Annotated in this window: 20 protein-coding genes; 6 read left to right on the top strand and 14 right to left on the bottom strand. The window is 32.7% G+C overall.

What is annotated here, in order from left to right:
- Window positions 1–40: 40 nt before the first annotated feature.
- Entirely contained in the window at window positions 41–568 is a 528-nt protein-coding gene (locus ABH961_RS06925) for a GNAT family N-acetyltransferase (protein ID WP_098068853.1), read from the bottom strand.
- A gap of 241 nt (window positions 569–809) precedes the next feature.
- Window positions 810–1,460: a type A chloramphenicol O-acetyltransferase gene (gene catA / locus ABH961_RS06920; RefSeq protein ID WP_098068852.1), complete on the bottom strand. Its 651-nt coding sequence runs from the start codon at window positions 1,458–1,460 to the stop codon at window positions 810–812.
- Window positions 1,461–1,646: 186 nt separating this feature from the next.
- Between catA and ABH961_RS06915 the strand changes: the two genes are divergently transcribed.
- Complete coding sequence (locus ABH961_RS06915; protein WP_048546755.1) at window positions 1,647–1,829, top strand: DUF4021 domain-containing protein; 183 nt, start codon at window positions 1,647–1,649, stop codon at window positions 1,827–1,829.
- A 47-nt stretch (window positions 1,830–1,876) separates the two neighbouring features.
- Here the strand turns inward: ABH961_RS06915 and ABH961_RS06910 are convergent, their stop codons facing one another.
- The gene (locus tag ABH961_RS06910) at window positions 1,877–4,108 is read right to left on the bottom strand and encodes an MMPL family transporter (protein WP_404519089.1); all 2,232 of its coding nucleotides are present in this window, start codon (window positions 4,106–4,108) and stop codon (window positions 1,877–1,879) included.
- A 122-nt stretch (window positions 4,109–4,230) separates the two neighbouring features.
- Between ABH961_RS06910 and ABH961_RS06905 the strand changes: the two genes are divergently transcribed.
- Entirely contained in the window at window positions 4,231–4,848 is a 618-nt protein-coding gene (locus tag ABH961_RS06905; RefSeq protein ID WP_142330269.1) for a TetR/AcrR family transcriptional regulator, read from the top strand.
- Window positions 4,849–4,975: 127 nt separating this feature from the next.
- On the opposite strand, the gene ABH961_RS06900 is transcribed toward ABH961_RS06905, so the two are convergent.
- From ABH961_RS06900 to ABH961_RS06875, 6 genes are all read right to left on the bottom strand, one after another.
- Complete coding sequence (locus tag ABH961_RS06900) at window positions 4,976–5,578, bottom strand: MBL fold metallo-hydrolase (protein ID WP_098642319.1); 603 nt, start codon at window positions 5,576–5,578, stop codon at window positions 4,976–4,978.
- Window positions 5,579–5,844: 266 nt separating this feature from the next.
- A complete protein-coding gene (locus tag ABH961_RS06895; protein WP_098642320.1) occupies window positions 5,845–6,252 on the bottom strand; it encodes a GNAT family N-acetyltransferase in 408 nt (135 codons plus the stop codon).
- Between the two features lie 598 nt (window positions 6,253–6,850).
- Complete coding sequence (locus tag ABH961_RS06890; RefSeq protein ID WP_098642328.1) at window positions 6,851–7,321, bottom strand: DMT family transporter; 471 nt, start codon at window positions 7,319–7,321, stop codon at window positions 6,851–6,853.
- A gap of 19 nt (window positions 7,322–7,340) precedes the next feature.
- On the bottom strand, window positions 7,341–8,033 hold the full coding sequence (locus tag ABH961_RS06885; RefSeq protein WP_141503388.1) for a Crp/Fnr family transcriptional regulator: 693 nt from the start codon (window positions 8,031–8,033) through the stop codon (window positions 7,341–7,343).
- 19 nt (window positions 8,034–8,052) lie between these two features.
- Window positions 8,053–8,478 (bottom strand): DMT family transporter, encoded by a 426-nt coding sequence (locus tag ABH961_RS06880; protein ID WP_000679406.1) that lies wholly within the window; start codon window positions 8,476–8,478, stop codon window positions 8,053–8,055.
- 181 nt (window positions 8,479–8,659) lie between these two features.
- Window positions 8,660–9,145 carry a DUF2798 domain-containing protein gene (locus tag ABH961_RS06875; protein ID WP_048546722.1) on the bottom strand — a complete coding sequence of 162 codons (486 nt, stop codon included), beginning with the start codon at window positions 9,143–9,145 and terminating at the stop codon, window positions 8,660–8,662.
- A gap of 210 nt (window positions 9,146–9,355) precedes the next feature.
- Here ABH961_RS06875 and ABH961_RS06870 point away from each other — a divergent pair, with 210 nt between their 5' ends.
- Window positions 9,356–9,958 carry a DUF2441 domain-containing protein gene (locus ABH961_RS06870; RefSeq protein WP_098049368.1) on the top strand — a complete coding sequence of 201 codons (603 nt, stop codon included), beginning with the start codon at window positions 9,356–9,358 and terminating at the stop codon, window positions 9,956–9,958.
- Window positions 9,959–9,991: 33 nt separating this feature from the next.
- Window positions 9,992–10,933, top strand: a complete 942-nt coding sequence (locus ABH961_RS06865) for a nucleoside hydrolase (RefSeq protein WP_141519947.1) — start codon at window positions 9,992–9,994, stop codon at window positions 10,931–10,933.
- 164 nt (window positions 10,934–11,097) lie between these two features.
- Here the strand turns inward: ABH961_RS06865 and ABH961_RS06860 are convergent, their stop codons facing one another.
- The 3 genes from ABH961_RS06860 to ABH961_RS06850 form a co-directional block, all read right to left on the bottom strand.
- Window positions 11,098–11,964 carry an MBL fold metallo-hydrolase gene (locus ABH961_RS06860; protein WP_048546717.1) on the bottom strand — a complete coding sequence of 289 codons (867 nt, stop codon included), beginning with the start codon at window positions 11,962–11,964 and terminating at the stop codon, window positions 11,098–11,100.
- A gap of 112 nt (window positions 11,965–12,076) precedes the next feature.
- Window positions 12,077–12,706: an immunity protein Imm33 domain-containing protein gene (locus ABH961_RS06855; protein ID WP_048546715.1), complete on the bottom strand. Its 630-nt coding sequence runs from the start codon at window positions 12,704–12,706 to the stop codon at window positions 12,077–12,079.
- 48 nt (window positions 12,707–12,754) lie between these two features.
- Window positions 12,755–13,543, bottom strand: a complete 789-nt coding sequence (locus ABH961_RS06850; protein WP_098076251.1) for a class I SAM-dependent methyltransferase — start codon at window positions 13,541–13,543, stop codon at window positions 12,755–12,757.
- 135 nt (window positions 13,544–13,678) lie between these two features.
- Here ABH961_RS06850 and ABH961_RS06845 point away from each other — a divergent pair, with 135 nt between their 5' ends.
- Together ABH961_RS06845 and ABH961_RS06840 are read left to right on the top strand one after the other, a co-directional pair.
- Window positions 13,679–14,416 carry a ZIP family metal transporter gene (locus ABH961_RS06845; RefSeq protein ID WP_060488710.1) on the top strand — a complete coding sequence of 246 codons (738 nt, stop codon included), beginning with the start codon at window positions 13,679–13,681 and terminating at the stop codon, window positions 14,414–14,416.
- 82 nt (window positions 14,417–14,498) lie between these two features.
- Entirely contained in the window at window positions 14,499–16,199 is a 1,701-nt protein-coding gene (locus tag ABH961_RS06840) for a pyruvate oxidase (protein ID WP_098076253.1), read from the top strand.
- 42 nt (window positions 16,200–16,241) lie between these two features.
- Here the strand turns inward: ABH961_RS06840 and ABH961_RS06835 are convergent, their stop codons facing one another.
- Window positions 16,242–17,246, bottom strand: a complete 1,005-nt coding sequence (locus ABH961_RS06835; RefSeq protein ID WP_098076255.1) for an ABC transporter permease subunit — start codon at window positions 17,244–17,246, stop codon at window positions 16,242–16,244.
- Window position 17,247: 1 nt separating this feature from the next.
- Window positions 17,248–18,114 carry an ABC transporter permease subunit gene (locus tag ABH961_RS06830; RefSeq protein ID WP_141519948.1) on the bottom strand — a complete coding sequence of 289 codons (867 nt, stop codon included), beginning with the start codon at window positions 18,112–18,114 and terminating at the stop codon, window positions 17,248–17,250.
- Window positions 18,115–18,157 lie beyond the last annotated feature (43 nt).

The raw sequence follows: 18,157 nt of genomic DNA, 5'->3' as shown, positions 1-18,157 counted from the left end.
CTTCATTGTTACAAACCATTAACTTTTGTGAACGAAATAGTTATCCATTTACTTTCATTTTTAAATTTTTTCCCATTATTACATATGGAACATCATTTTTACTTGGATGAAATGGCTCTAATACATCAACCCAATCTAATCTTTCATATAAAGAACGTGCCTTTTTATTGTTTATTTGTGTTGTTAAAACACTCGTTCTATTTGAAATACCTTCTAATAATTTATTATGTAATGTTGTTCCAAGTCCTTCATTTCGATATTGCGGGTGAACTGCTAACTCTACAAATTCAAAACAATCTTCTAACCACTGCTCTACTTGTCCACAATTTAATGATTTTCTCATTAATTGATTATAGTACTGTCCATCTAATGAACGATAACCATAAGTAAAACCAACAACTTCATTTTCCTCATTCATTGCTACTATACCTTTAAAACCTGTATATTCTATATGTCTATTAATTCGCTCAATCATTTCAGTAAAATTTGTTTTCTCAAATACTTTACAATATAACTGTGCCATATTATTGATTAAAACCTCATCATTTTCAATATGTAAAAATTCCATTCTACTTCCCCCTCCTATTAAAACCGATAAATTATTCAACTTTTATATTTATTTAAAAATAGAGAAAATTCAAACTAATCATCTCTCTTCTATTAAACTACGAATATACCTATATTTTCCACTAAAAAAATAGTATACATGTATAAAAAGAAGAACATCTGTAAAATATACAGATGCTCTTCTTTTTATTTTCTACTTTATCTATTAAATATCAAAACTTATTCTCATTAAAAAATAAAAATTACTTAAGCCATTTGTTACAATTACTAATTAGTTGCTGTAAATCCTCTAGGAATCGACTCGCATGATACCCATCACAAACCGAATGATGTACTTGCAATGAAACTGGTAGCATAACCTTATTCTCTTCGTTAAAATATTTCCCACAAGTTATAATCGGTAATAGAAAATCACCATCATTATTAATATTTAGATTAAATCCAGTAAAACTAGCCCAAGGTATGCTAGAAATCGGAAAAACATTGGGAGGAATGTTTTCTTTCGTGAAGAGACCATGAACATTAGTATACAACCTCATATCCTCTTCATAGTTTTTATAGAAAATGTGAAAATCACTAGAATAATCCGTCCATATACTTGAAAAAGACTTATCATCTTTATGAAAGATTGTATAACTTGGTATCATTTCCTCCCAATATCCTAAAACTCCTTCATCGTTAAAACATGTTCGAAATTCTTTATGATTATTTATTACTCTAGAAATTAAATATATAAAAACGGGATAAAATTTTATTCCTTTTTGATGTAATTCCTTTAATAACCTCGTAATATCAACATTCACAGTCATACTAAACGTACATTTCAATTTTAAATAATGTTCAAAATACTGCTCTCTATTCCAATTTTCTCTGTCAATTATATAAAACTTCATTGTAATAGCCTCCTAAAAATTTTTTTATTTTAGAAGGCTAACTTTCTTGTTTTCACCAAACCTGTTCACTCCTAATAGTTAAAGTTTTTATTTAATTATATAACATCTACAAAAATTCATTCACATATTTATTGAAATCCAACCACATACTATTAATAAATCAACTGACGTTTGGAGGATTCAAACATGAATGACAAAAATGTAAATAAAAAAGATAATGCTATCGCAAACAATACACCTATTCAAAATAATAATACTGTAAACCTTAATGTAGAAGAACAAGCAATGAACGGCTTATATGGAATGCCAGAAACTTCTATTGAAGATGCTGATCATGCTGTAACTGATGATTTGACTTCAAAAAATTAATAAAATACATAGAAGAAGGCCAAGGAAAATATCCTTGGCTTTCTTAACTATGCATCCAATTTTTGTACTTCTTCACTCTTTCTTGAAAGCTTTCCTGGCCAAAAAGCAAAGCGACCTAGAACAACTGTAATTGCTGGTACAAGTAATGGTCTAACAATAAATGTATCTAGTAGTACACCAATTGCAGTTACAATACCAAATTGAACAAGAACTTGAATTGGAAGTGTACCTAACACTGCAAAAGTTCCTGCTAAAATTAAACCTGCGGATGTAATGACACTACCTGTTTGTATAACGCCATTTTTTATAGCATCCAAGTGATTTTGTGTCTTTCTGTTTTTCCATATTTCTGAAACCATAAAGATATTATAATCTTCACCTAAAGCAACCAGAAATACGAATGCATACAACGGTATCGCACCTTGAATGGCCGGCGCTCCCATACCATAATGAAGTAATAGCCACCCTGCTCCTAGTGCCGAAAAGAACGATACTACAACAGTTACAATTAAATAAATCATCGCGACAATTGATCGTAAGTAAACAAGTAATAATAAAGCTATAATACTAATCATTACTGGAATGATAACTGCTTCATCACGTTCCGTAATTTGCTTTGTATCATATAATGATGCTGTTTCTCCGCCAATCCATAGTTGATCTTCTGCATTACTAATCCCAGCATCTTTTAATACTTTTTCTACACTACTTTTCAATTTAGGGATTTGATCTAACGCTTCAATTGAGTATGGATTTTCAGCTAAAGAAACCTCATACATTTGTATTTGCTTATTTTCTTTACCCTCTTTTGGGTCTTTTACTGTATTTACAAAAGAAAATCTCTCTAGTTCTTCTTTAATAGGAAGCTCTTTTCCTTTCGTATCAACAACAACTTTTACTGGCGCTAATTCACCAGCTGAGAAATGATCACTAATTAACGTAAACCCTTCGCGGGAAGGCATATCTTTTGGAAACGATTCTAATAAGTCATATGTGTATTGAATACGTGGTACAAATGAAGCCAATCCACCTAATACAAATACAGTGAGCATAATTATTGTCCACGGTCTTCGTACTACAACATCTCCAAGCTTTTTACTAAAGGCACCTTTTGATTTTTTAACTTTTACGACTTTCTTTTTCTTTCTTGCAAACTCCTCATTCATCGAAGTTGTTCTCGGTATAAACGGGAAGAATGCAGCTCTACCGAAAATTAATAATAATGCTGGTAAAATTGTTAAAGCAGCAATTCCCATTATGAATACAGCAACACTAAATGGTACTGCAAATCGATGAAAGGCACCATAATGAGCAAGTAACAATGTTCCTAATCCAAGTACAACAGTAAGCGCACTCATTATAATTGCTCCACCAGAAGCTTTAATTGCAAGTTGCAGCGCCTTATATTTACTTTCTTCCTCTAGCAAGTACTCTCTATATCTCGAAATTAAAAATAAACAATAGTCCGTTCCAGCACCAAACAATAATACTGTCATAATTGATATTGCCTGAGCATCTACTTTAATCCATCCTTGATCAGCTAAAAAACCGAGTGTAGGACTAATAATACCGTATGCAAAGCCGACAACAAGTAAGGGTAAAATTGCTAAAATCGGTGAACGGTACAGTAAAATTAATAAAACTAATACGAGTAATACAGTAGCAATTAATAATTTCACATCTGCTTGACTAAATAAGCTAACTGCATCCGTTTGAATACCTACAGGTCCAGATAATCGAACGTGTAAACCAGCGTCACTTAGTTTTCGTTTGAATGGATCTTCATCGATTTTACTATTCACTATGTTTTTTAAATCATCAAGATTTCCTTTTAATATATCTGTTCCAGCTGCCTTGTTAAAAAATACCGGTGTAACAAATGATGTACCATCTTTTGATGCACTTTTTGATAATACTTGTTCTGGAATTGTATCAAATGGCGGTAACGTTGATTGTTCCTTTAAAGGACTGGCCTTTAATTCCTTATAAACGTCTTGTATGAGTTTATAATCCTGTGACTGTAATCCACCATCTCTGTACCATACTACTAACAAAGGATTCCCTGCATTATTCGGAAACTCTTTTTTCATAAGTGCTTCCGCTTGCTGCGACATAGCTGTTTCAGGTAAATTTTTCGGATTCGGTTCTTTCGTACTGTTTACTTGTGGCAATGTAAATGAAAGTAATAATGTAATAAGAATCCAAATCGATAAAGTTATCCACTGTGTATGCTTCCCTGCTACAAGCCTCCCTAACATATGTAACGGGTGCTTTTTCATAAAAACCCACCTTCCTTTTTTCCTCTAACATTAATTATATATACTGGTTGGTTAATTAATCAAGAATGAATAAAACTTTGTGTTATAATTATCTCAACAATACATGTCAGGAGCGAATGGATTTGGAACAAAAACAACGTCCTCTCGGAAGGCCTCGTCAAAATAAAAATACAAAATCTACAAAAGAAACCATTTTGGAAGTTGCAACTCGACTATTTCTTACTCAAAATTATCAAGTCGTTTCCATGGATGAAGTTGCAAAAGTTTGTGGTGTTACGAAAGCAACCGTCTACTATTACTATTCAACAAAAGCAGATTTATTTACCGCTACTATGCTTCAAATGATGATACGTATACGAGAGAATATGCATCAAATACTCTCTACAAATAAAAATTTAGAAGAAAGATTGTTAGACTTCGCTAAAGTCTACTTACACGCAACGATGGATATTGATATGAAGAATTTTATGAAAGATGCAAAACTATCATTATCTGAAGAACAATTGACAGAATTAAAAGACGCTGAAGACAACATGTATGAAGTATTAAAAAAAGCACTCGATAATGCAATGCAAATTGGAGAAATCCCAAGAGGAAACGCTACATTTGCGGCTCATGCATTCGTATCTTTATTATCAATTGGGAATTTTAAAGATGAAAATCACAATCCTATTCTTACAAATATAGATGAATTAGCCCAAGAAATCGTTTCTTTTTATTGGAATGGGTTAGGTCATTAATATTAAATAGATTTTCTTGAATAAAAGAACATGTTTGAATTTTTTTCAAACATGTTCTTTTATTATTTATTTACTATTAATTAGATTATGCTTCAGCACAGTTTAACAAAAAGTTCCTCTTCAACTTTTACAAATTTTGAATTTGAATCTTTATATTCTCCTTACTTAATCCTCCATGATAACAAACTACCGATTCAATATCTAGATTTGAATACTTCTTCAAAGACTGCTGTGCTTCCTTAACATTTAAAGTTGTTGGGGCGTGAATTCCTCCTAACTTTCCATTCACACTATACATAGAGTCACCCGCAATAAGGGTTTTACTTTGTTTCATATATAAACTAATATGACCAGGAGTGTGCCCTGGAGTATGTAGAATTAATATCCCACCGCAATACGGCAGTTCTTGCCCATCAATCACAGTATCACTCACTTTTCCTTTTGGTGGATTCTTTACTTGTCCATCCTTCAGTAAAGGAAACTCCCCTTCAATATAAGGTTTATCTAGCTCGTGCGCATAAACTTTAATATCGCTTATACCATTCTCCAATAAATCAGGAAGGCTACCTATATGATCTATATCCTGATGTGTCAAAATCACAACTTTTAGCTTATCAAAAGATACCCCAACTCTCTCCATCTCTATTTGTATATCTTCACATTGTCCAGGGAAACCAGTATCTATTAACACTGCCATTTCATCATCCCATAAAAGAATTGGGTGAATAATAAAGTGAAACTTTAATCAGTGGGGTTTTCTTCATCCCCCACTGATTATTAGTTGAACCAATCGGACTTTTATTGGCAGTTGATCCCCCACCTAAATTCTTTGCTTTCGCTGAGTTTTGAGGGGGGTCTTACTGCCCATTAAAGCGGGATAAATTCTTGAAACTCAAGTTGTAACATTTCTACCCCTTTAGCAATCTCCATATAGTCAGTCTCCTTTATGATGAAGTTTGAAAATACGTACTAGTACACCGAAAATATAAAACCACACTATCTTTTAATAGGTTTTGTCATCCCAATAGAGAATGCCTCAAACCCTTTAGATTCATAATAAGATTGCAATTTTTCCACACACATAAGTTGAGGAATAACCTTATTTTGTTCACAGTGTTGGATTAATCGTTCTACTATTTCTTTTCCAATGCCAATGGACTGATACTCTTGCAATACACATATACCACAAATAATGCCTGTTATTACGCCATCTGATATAATACGCCCCATCCCTACTAACTTCTTATCATCAAAAGCATAAATTGCATACCAACTTTGTTTACACATTTGTTCTAACTCGTTAACCGTTAATTGAAGAAAATTCCATCCTAAAGATTCATATAAGACTAATAATCCATTGAAATCTGTCGGGTGTTCCATTGTGTAATTTATACTATTATTCATGTGAATACTCCTTATTCTCTTGTTTGTATTTCATAAAATCAACCAAATATGAAATGACCTTTAACAAACTTCCATAAGAACAAAATAACTCCTTCTCAACATAAAATAAAAAGAAGTTAACCTCACATCAGTTAACTTCTTTTATATAAATCTATCATTATATTATCAACCAAAAATCATACAGCTACAGACGATAAGAACAAACAAAACTAATAAACCATTTGAAAAATAACCCATAGAATACTACCCCTTTATTTCATTATGTAAAAAATTTTATCATAAAATGATTTACAACATAATAACTGAAAAAGACATTGCATGCATTAGTTACGTATGTTTAGTAATATTTTATTTTTGGTCATATTCTTCTTGCCTAAAGCAACTTCTTATACTCCTATACTTAAGTTCATATAACCTCGAAACAATATAAATAAAGAAGACCTCGACATATCGATCTCTTCTTTTCAACTATGCTAATTGCTAACTCATGTTTTTTTATTGAATAGATATAAAACTTTCACAAACAGGGCATATAAGTAAGGCATTCTCTACTGCATAAATATTTAATCAGATCATTAACACCTTTCCTTTATATTTTTTAAATCTCACCCCCAGTTATTTTAATAGATTTCTTATTCGAAAAAAGATTTTTAAAAATTCCTATCCCTATAATTAATAGACCTATACCAACTAATTTATTTATTTGTAATGGAATTCTCTCCATTCCAAACAATCCAAATGTATCAATACATAACGCAACTACTAATTGAGTTATGAGACTAATGAGCACCGTATATGCTGGACCTAAGCTCTTTATTGCACCCATTATACAAATAATTAATCCGATACCAAACAACCCACTTACATAAAACAAATAATTTGTAGTGTAAAAATTAACGCTTATACTTTTCTCTGTAATGATATAAAATAGCACTGAACTTATAAGACCTATTCCAAGAACACACGTAGTTGTTAACCACTGCCCTACATTTTCATTCACTTTCGTATTAAAAACAGATTGTAAGCTAATTAATATTCCTGCTAATATAGCTAAACTAAATCCAATCAAAATCTTCCTCTCCCTTTCATTACTCATAAATATTATCTTTAGCAACTTCCTTCATTTTAAAAAAGTCTTTAATTACAATAACTCCATTTCTCTTTTCAATTAATTTTTCTTTATAAAATTTTTGTAACACCCGGATTACGTGCCGATAACTTACTCCGATAAAATCCGCAATACTTGATATCGAAGTTGCATCCAAATCTTTTTTATACATATTCCCGTTACTATCAGTAGAAATAGAAAGTAAATAACTAGCTACACGTACTTCTACTGGATAAAGTAAATTAAGTGCTGTAAAGCGAGTCGATATTTTTAATGTGTTTGCAATGTTTTCAAGCAAGAAGTTCATAAATATAGGATCATGTAATAACTTATTTCTAATTACAGCATGAGAAATAGAGATGGCTATAACATCTGAACAAGCTTCAACGACATTATGCGCTTTGCTATTTTGTATTAATTCAATATCGCCAACAACCGCCAATGGGTTGATAAAACGAAGGATCAGTTTCTTCCCCTCTGGTGTAATCGTATAAACTTTTACTTTACCTTTAACAACAAAGTATAAACGATCCATTGCGTCATCTATATTGCATATAAACTTACCTTTATCAAAATGATTTACTTGAAAATAAGCTGTATCTATCTCTGAAAAAATTTCAAGCATTTTATTAGTTTTCAAATAATGGATAATTAAATCTGATCTATTCTCCATTTTCATTTCCTCCTTTCATTTACATATTAAATACAACAATACCTATAATCATTACTATTGTTCCCACAATATGATATCTCTCCATCTGTATCTTTTTTATTTGAAATAATCCCTTCATTTCAATTAGAGTTGCTGTTAATAATTGAGCAACCATGAGTGTTCCAGCTGTTAATGTAACTCCCATTGAATGTATTGCTATTGTTTCTGCACAAATAATTAACCCACCAAGTGCACCAGCTACTAAATATATTTTTTTCACATCCTTTAAAGCGACTACTTTCTCTTCTTTCTTTAACAAAAATACAGTTGTTGCAATAAGGACTCCAATTAAATGCGTTATAATACTCGTTGACCATATACCGATATGTGAACTAAGTTTTGCATTAAATGTACCTTGGAGTGTAATAAATACGCCAGCTAAAATAGCAAATACAACGCCTTTCAAAAAATCATCTCCTAATCTTCTATTTCTGACTTAATTAAAAGCTATAATCCTATAAAGGCAAAAGGACAAATGTCACATCAGTATGAAAATAGCTACAAATGAATAATAAAAAACACAACTCAAAATATTTGAGGTGTGTTTTTTATTTTTTTATCTTTATATAATATTTTAATAATTATAACTACGCTATATTAACAGGTTTATTCTTCAAAACAAACTTTCCAAATAAGAAACGCACAAGCGGCCCCATAATAATTAATTGTAATGGATACGCCATAATGAAGTTTTTAATAAAAATCGAGAAATACATTGAAACGAATGATTCACCATGTAACCCATTATGCAAATACATCATAGCCATACCATAAAACGACATGAAGAAAACCATTCCAATAACCATAGCTGTCGCCATCGCAATAATAACATTTACTTTTTTCGATTTATCAAATGGTAACGCGAAGACAAGTTTTTTCGCACAAGGTCCAACGATACATATTTCAATTAATAGTGCAATAATGAAGCCAATTATTAGTTCTAATGCGATCTCCTTAATATGAATTTGTCCCCCTGTTCCGTTCATCAATAAATTATAAAACGTCATTACAATAACCATCCCAAGGCACATCATCATACCAAACTGGAGGTTTTCCTTTCTTGTTGTTGGCAATTTCTATCATCCTTTCTGTTTAAGTCTTTGTCATTATATCGATTATGGAAACCTCTTCGTAAGTGAACATTTTGTGAACAAATTTAAAGCGTTATCATATTTTCTTTCCTTTCTGCTCAAATTCGCACTTTTACTTATAAAGGTTTTATATATTTCAATGTTGAATTATTAAATGTAACATTGAATTACATTACTACTAGGAGGATAACTATGTATGAACAAGAGTTTTGCGCATATCACATCGTAACAAAGAAAAAAATGAAGATTGGACAAATCATGCATTTCGATAAAAATCAAAAGAATACCCTATTTCATTTCTTTTTTGAAAGAGAACATTTAAATTCTAACGGTAAAGATGCAATCCAAATTTTAAAAGAACATTATACAAATGAAGAATTACATATAAAGAATGAAAATGCTACAGTAATTATGGATTATATGGATCAAACAATTAGAGCCGTTAGAGAAACAATTGTGGAGATGGTTAGGCTACAAGAGTATCCTGATTATCCGTCAAGATTGTCTTGTTTATATGCTGCAAGGAGCTATGAAGATGCTTTGAAATGGAAAGCATTATTTGATTCCTATAATCGAGAAGTTTTGCAGATTGTTAAACTACGAGTGATAGGAAATTGTTTTGAAGGCAACGGAAATCTTTTACCGAAAGAAGACGGTATTCCTTTCTCTCAAAAAATTGAACAAGCTAGAGAGTATTGGAAAGGAAACGTCAGTAATGAACTTCCTGAGTTACTAATCAATGGAAAAATTGAAGTGATGGAAATTATTGATGATTTTTCCGAAGTTTATATTTAGTTCCTAACTAAATCATATAGGATGGAGATTACAATGATGAAAAAAGTGTACTTTAATCATGATGGTGGTATAGATGATTTAATTTCACTATTTTTATTACTTCAGATGGATAATGTCAAACTTACAGGGGTTTCAGTTATCCCTGCAGATTGCTATTTAGAACCAGCAATGTCTGCAAGTCGCAAAATTATTGATCGCTTCGGCAAAGGAAAGATTGAAGTAGCCGCATCAAATTCCCGTGCCAAAAATCCATTTCCAAAAGATTGGCGGATGCATGCATTTTATGTAGATGCTTTACCAATTTTAAATGAGTCTGGAAAAGTTGTAACACCCGTAGCAGAAAAACCTGCACATCATCATTTAATTGAAACTTTACTACAAACTGAAGAGAAAACAACTTTATTATTCACGGGTCCTCTTACCGATTTAGCGCGTGCACTATATGAAGCACCAGTAATCAAAGAAAAAATTGAACGTCTTATTTGGATGGGAGGCACATTTCGTACTGCCGGCAATGTACATGAACCAGAACATGATGGAACAGCTGAGTGGAATTCATTTTGGGATCCTGAGGCAGTAGCACGTGTATGGGAATCAAAAATTGAAATCGTCTTAGTAACGTTAGAAAGTACAAACCAAGTTCCATTAACTATAGACATACGTGAACGTTGGGCAAAAGAGAGAAAATATATTGGAATTGATTTTCTTGGTCAATGCTATGCAATGGTCCCTCCTCTCGTTCATTTCTCAACTAACTCTACTTACTATTTGTGGGATGTATTAACTGCTGCGTTTGTAGGAAAATCTGATCTTGCAAAATTACAAACAATTAATAGTATTGTTCATACAAATGGACCTAGCCAGGGGCGTACAATGGAAACTGTTGATGGACGACCTGTAAATGTAGTATATGATGTAAACCACAATGGATTTTTTAACTATATAACTGAATTAGCAAAGAAAGCCTCTACTTGAACCTCTATCTATACGAAAAATAGATAGAATGACATCGCTTCAGACGATGAACTCCCATATTTAGAATTTGGTTAAAACTACATATTTAACTATTAAAAAGAGTATTGAATTACATTTCAATACTCTTTTTGTGCAATTTAATTATATTTGATTAATGTTGTGTTTTACAGTTTATTCATTTCATAACCATTTACAAAAAACGTTATTGTTTCTATTTCATCTTCATTTAATTCTCTATTTACGTCTCGTTTATACGCTTCCTTTATATTCTCTTCATCGCCTTTATGAGCTTCTGTATATGTTCCTACTGTTTTTAGCAAATACAGCTCTTGTAAAAATTCATCCCGACTTATAGCTGTCCCATGAGAAAGAATATATGTTTCAGCATCAAACGACTCCAACTCTTCTATTAATTTAAACGTTCGTTGCGTCGTATAGTTCCACTTTGAAGAAAAGATATCTGCATATATACAGTCTCCTAAAAATAATATCTTTTCCTCTTTCACGTAAATAACAACTGAATCATGTGCATGATCTCCGCCGACATGTTTTAACACGCATGTCACTTCACCAAGATCTAATTCAATTTGATCCTGGAACGTTAAGGTTGGAGGAATAATGTTAATATTCCTCTCTTTTTCTTCAAACTCTTTTTTGATGCAATCCGCACAAAATGCAATTTCAGTACCCTCTTTTACGCGTGCGTCCAACGCTTCATCTGTCCATTCATAAGATACTAGTGGCTGCATTTCTTTCTTCGTTTCTGCATGCGCAATAGTTAATGCATCTTGTAATACAGGCAATCCAAAAATATGATCCCAGTGCCAATGCGTTAATGCTACGAAATCAGGACTTGATCCATTCTGTTCTTTTAGCATTTCTAAAAATAATTGTGCATGTTCTTTTGAATTCCCTGCATCAATCATTAAAGTTTTTTCTTGTCCAACGACCATTCCTAATATAGGTCTATCTGTTTCAGAAACAGGTGTCATATACCAAAATGAGTTTCCTATTTTTTTAATTTGCTGCATAATTAGCTCCTCCATTTACTACTATTCTCTTCAATTATAATCTGTAAAACCTTCATCCAGCACATAGCATGAAATAATATATATCGCTTTCTTTAGAACATAGTAACTTCATCTATCCATTTAAATAAGCATCCCAATCATAGTCTTCAATTTTATAGAATCTACCTTCATCATTTCTTTCATATGCACATAAAGCTGGTTCCTCAATAAAGTGTAAAATAGAATCATCTATATTCAAAATGACTCCAATTGAAATAATTTGAAAGTTTTTAGGATTATTGACATAGTCATCACTTTCATAACCACTCAATATTGACCAACCAGAGTCACCTTCTTCTCTTGAATCCTCTTTAAGCATAAAGTTAAATTCTCTTTTTTCAAGTACATCATCACTAACAATTACCTTCGTATCAAAATAAAAGTCCCAATCTTTTGAAGCTGGATCATTATATTCCGTATCACATATATTTTCAATTCCAAATGAAATTTTATCACCTATTTTTAAATCTAAACGATATGGATCATTGATCAGTTCCCCTACAAACTTTTTCTCATTTCTTTCAGTGATTTCCACCCACATTCGTTCACCATGAAACCCATCTTCGTCTTCGATTTTAGTTACAAAAATTAACTTTACCAAATCTCCAACCTTTAATTTCTCCAAAACTTCTGAGCTAGGAAGATAGAATGTATAGGGCGCTTCTTTATTTATTTCATAAACATTATCTAAGTACCAAGTCATCTTTTTCTCTCCTTAAAAGCTTTTCACACTCATATTTTAAAAATAACACTATTTTTTCTTCCGACAAACTACTACCATAGAATAGCAGTCTTCCCCTAACTCATTTCCTTCCCAATCATTATATATATGTAATAATTCAAAACCATTCACTACTAATAATCTTTCTAACTCCTGTGGATACGTATAGCGAAGATCTATCGCTGTTTTTATTTCCTCTACTAGAGTATCCCCCTCATAAAACCTTCTTGTTGTTATGTAGTGCTGTATTTGCTGAATTGAATCGTATGTCATTTCAGTATATAAATCACATTTTCTTCCCTTTTCATCACTAATAGTTGTCCAATATTCTTCTGTAGAGGGCTGTATTAATTCTTCTTTTGAAGGAAAACGTGTATCGAATATAAATATACCATTGTCAGCTAATACGTCATGAATAGATGTTAATAACTGATCTTGATCTGTATTCGTAAGGAAATGCTGGAATCCGTGCCCCACCATAAATGCTAACGGAATTGTTTCATTCATGCTTAATTGTAAACAGTCTTGTTGTAACCATTTTACCTTCTTACAATCCGTAGTTTTTGTCTTTGCTTCAGCAAGCATACCTTCATGTATATCTACACCAATCATTTGATATCCGTTTTCTATAAATGGAATTGTAACCCTTCCTGTTCCGCAGGCAATATCTAGAATCCATTCATTTTGTATATTTAGTTTTTGTGCCCATGATAGTAAGAACGGAAAATCTGACAGACTTTTATTTTCTATATCATATCGTTTTGGATTTTCGTATTCAGATAGACTCCATTTTGTTTGCAAACGTATTCCCCATTTCATATTTCCACTTAAGTTTAATATATAAATTATAACGAATTATTAGTTTTTTCTCTATAATCAAACACAATTACTTGGACTAATCTAACTTTCCTTTTCGTAAGCTAAAAATAAGTGGAAGAATCGGAGTGTGATACGATGGAACGATTATGGATTCCTATGATAGTTACATTTTTTTCATTCGGTGGATTACTATTAGGCGGTGCTGTCGGCATTGCTACGCGCCAACTAATTGAAGAAAAAATGCATCGTTTATATGCATTATGTGGCGGAATTTTGCTTGGCCTTTTATCCCTTGAAATTATTCCTGAAACATTTGCAAGCTATGAAATAATTGGGCCTATACTTGGTATAGCTATCGGTATTTTAGTTATGAGCTTATTAGATAACTATTGTCACCATCCAATGATACATAAAAAAGATCAACAAGCGTGGCAAACTTTCCTTTTTCTTTCTTTTGCTATATTTATTCATAATTTGCCAAGTGGATTTGCTTTAGGTACAGCTTTTATTAATCATGCTGAATCTGCAGTTCCTTTTTTAATAGCAATCGTTGTTCACCATATTCCTGAAGGATTAGCTTTAATTATCCCCTTTCTCTTTACAAAGCATAAATATATTTCATTTTTACTAACAACTTTATTACTTTCACTTATTCTCGGTACCGGTACTGTTTTTGGCATTTTGATGGAAGGAAAAGCTCTTCATCTACAAGGGCTCATTATGGGAAGTGCTATCGGTTCCCTTGGCTATGTTACAATTCATGAAATGCTTTGGAAAGCAAAGAAACAGCTCTCTTTCCTTTCATTTTTAACATGGGCAACTAGTGGTTTTTTACTAATAGCAGTATTTACGCTATTCGCTGGTCATCATTAAAGATAATAATATAATCATTTGTATATTTTTCCTTTTTCTCCAAAACATAATAGTATCTACCTAATTATAAGGAGGAAAAATTATGTTTGGGAAAACAGCCGGTGAAGCTCTAGTTGACCTTTTAATTGACTGGGGAGTAGAACATATATACGGAATGCCTGGAGATTCCATCAATTCTATAATTGAAGCTTTACGAAAAAAACAAGATAAGATCAAATTTATTCAAGTGCGCCATGAAGAAGCTGGTGCACTTGCAGCAGCTGCCTATGCGAAATTAACAGGGAAACTCGGCGTTTGTATGGCAATCGCAGGGCCCGGTGCTATTCATTTATTAAATGGTTTATATGATGCTAAACTCGATAAAGCCCCTGTTCTAGCAATTTCAGGTCAAGTAGAAACAGATTTACTCGGGACGGATTTTTTCCAAGAAGTAAACTTAGAAAGATTATTCGATGATGTTGCGGTATATAACCAGCGCATTATGTCAGCAGAACAGTTGCCTACTGTCGTGAATCAAGCGATTCGAATGGCTTATACGAAAAAAGGTGTATCTGTTCTTACGATTCCAGATGATGTTCCGAAATTCGAAGTAAAAAGTGGTGCTCGTGTTACAAATACTTCTTTTACATTACCTGAATTATTTCCGCAAGAAGAAGATTTACATGCTGCTAAACTCGCAATAAATGAAGCGAAAAAGCCTGTTATTTTAGCTGGAAAGGGTGCGAAACATGCGAGAGAATCTTTACTTACTTTCGCAGAACATATTGGTGCTCCAATCGTACTTACATTGCCAGCTAAAGGAATTATTCCTGATGAACATCCACTTTGTATCGGTGGATTAGGATTAATTGGAACGAAACCTTCTTATGAAGCAATGAAACATGCGGATACTTTAATTATGATTGGTACATCCTATCCGTTCACAGGTTTCTTGCCCGAAAAAGCAAAAACAATTCATATCGATACTGATCCTGCCCAAATAGGAAAACGTTACGTAACAGATATTGGCTTAGCTGGTGATGCTGATAAAACATTAAAATGGTTAATTGAAAATGTAGAAAAACACGAGGACCATTCCTTCTTAGAGCATCACCAAGAAATGATGAAAAAGTGGGAAGAAAAATTACACAATCAAGAAGAAGATTCTTCTACTCCAATTAAACCACAACGCGTTATGCATGCACTGCAACAAGTAGCTCATGATGATGCAATATTATCAGTCGATGTCGGAAATGTAACAGTATGGACAGCAAGGCACTTTCGTATGACAAATCAGCAATTTATTATTTCTAGCTGGCTCGCAACACTTGGCTGCGGTTTACCTGGTGCACTTGCTGGAAAAATTGCTTTCCCGGATAAACAAGTATTTGCGGTTTGTGGTGACGGTGGTTTTGGAATGACAATGAACGATTTCGTAACAGCTGTTAAATATAAACTACCCATCGTTGTCGTCGTTTTAAACAATAATAAAATCGCCATGATTAAATTCGAACAAGAAGTTATGGGGAATATCGAATTTGGTACAGACTTAACAAACCCTGATTTTGCAAAATACGCAGAGGCGTGCGGAGGTATTGGATACCGTGTTGAGAATTTAGATGAACTACTTCCTGCTTTCGAAAGTGCGGTAAAACAAAATAGTCCGTGTATTATTGATGTAGTTGTAGATGTAAATGAAGCACCAATGCCAGCAAAAATCACCTTTGGTCAAGCCGCTGGTTATACGAAGCATATGATAAAAGAATTATTTGAAGAAGGTAAGATTGATTTACCACCACTTTAAACAAAAAGATAGCTGAAAACAATTTGTCTTCAGCTATCTTTTTTATTTTTGTATCTCTCTATAAAAGGAAAAATCATTCATATTAGTTTGTACTCGCTTCTCTTCCTTTACCTCTTTATCCTTGCTCTTAGGTATTTTTACATTTCCTAGTTTAATCGCATCTTGCATACTATTACTAACTAGATTTCCCCCTAAAATTGTCATACTATAAAAAGTAATTGGTATAAGTACAATCCACGTATGTGTAGTTAAATGGCGGAAGTTTTGACCAATTAGGCCCGTCCATTCTTTTGTTACACTATCTGGATCCATTCCACTGAAGGTTATTGTTCCACCAAAAAATAATTGCAACAAACCAAGGTGTAAAAGAAGCAATAAAGTACTCACAAATTGTTGGGCTACTAATAAAAGAAATGGTGGTAACATATGCGGCCATATATGGCGCTTCAACCTCTGCCATTTACTCCCGCCGAGAACAGCAGCTGCCAACATAAATTCCTCTTTCTTAATACGTTTTACTTCTTGCGCTACATATAGCATAACTGTTGGTACAGCAAGAAATACAAGAACTATAATTTGAAATGCCACCCGCAAATACAACGGCACAACTTCCGCTCCACTGTCAAACGTTAAAACTTCATTTAACATAAAATAAGAAATCATGACCATTGGTACAATACTAAAAGGATCAAAAAATGATGAAATAACTGGAAAAGAACGTTTACCATACATACCAAGAAGTAAACCAACTCCCCCTCCAACTATAACTCGTAAAATCGCTATAATTATACTCGCTCCAACTGTCCATTTCGCGCCTTCTATTATTAATTGAACAAGGTCGCGGCCTTTCACATCACTTCCAAACCAAAATTTACTTGATGGCGAAAATGGAGCTGCCTCTAGTTCTCCTTTTTCGTTATACATCATCGTAAGCTCGCGAATATTCCCATCAAAAAACACCGTATATCCAATACTAACAATCATTAGTACACTTAAAAAAGTAATACCTATCCAAAATCTCACATCTCTTTTTACAACTTGCCACATATTACACACGCTCCTTTATCACATTTTGCAAGAGTGTATGTAATATACGAAATAGTATAAAAAGCGGTACGTATAATATTACTAGACTCACTGTAAATATTTCTAATTTCGAATTTTCTTTTACAAAAACAAACATTCCATATGTATTGAAAATCCATTCGATAATATATAAATTTGAAAGCATAAATAAAATATTTGTTTTCGCATAATAAATTGTCGTCAATAAAACATTTCTTGAAATATGATGTGTCAAAATATGCCGTAAGCTTAGCCCCTTACTCTTAGCAAATAAACTATATTCTTTCTCTAATTCTTCTTTAAATCGTAATAACAACAGTTTAATAAACAATAATGTTGTTGGTATGGTAAGACATATAATCGGTAACAAACGTATCCTTTCTTCCCCTAATCCAGCTAGTTTGACCGGCATAAATCCTGTTTTTTGAAAAAGAATTACGACAAGAAGTTGTGATAATAAAATAAGTAATATATCTGGTATACTCTCAAGCGTAAGAAAAATCCCGTTCCACATTTTCTGTTTCATATAAGAACGTTGCAATACCCAAACGACAAGTACATACGCTATAAGCAAAGATAGTAAAAACGCTGATAGAAATACAATCATCGTTTCAAAATAATGAATCCATATTTGCGGAAATAATTTTCTTGAGTCTCGAAATCCATATGTTATTTCACCTGGTTGTAGTAACTTCCCTCCAAGAAATACAACTGTGTTCCAAAAACCGATTAAATCAATTTGCAATCCCTTAAATAAACGCGGTAGCGCGCCTAGACAGATTATACATAAAATTGCAGCTACTAGTTGTAAACAAGTAACCCCACACCATTTAGCAATTCGCATCAACATAACGATTTCCCCTTACCATCCGATAGAATATTCAGAAATCAAA

The organism is Bacillus sp. RC251, assembly GCF_044908765.1.
In the GTDB taxonomy this organism is placed as follows: Bacteria; Bacillota; Bacilli; order Bacillales; family Bacillaceae_G; genus Bacillus_A; species Bacillus_A wiedmannii.
Note: the sequence above shows the minus strand (reverse complement) of the source record. Positions and strands in the feature narration are given on the sequence as shown.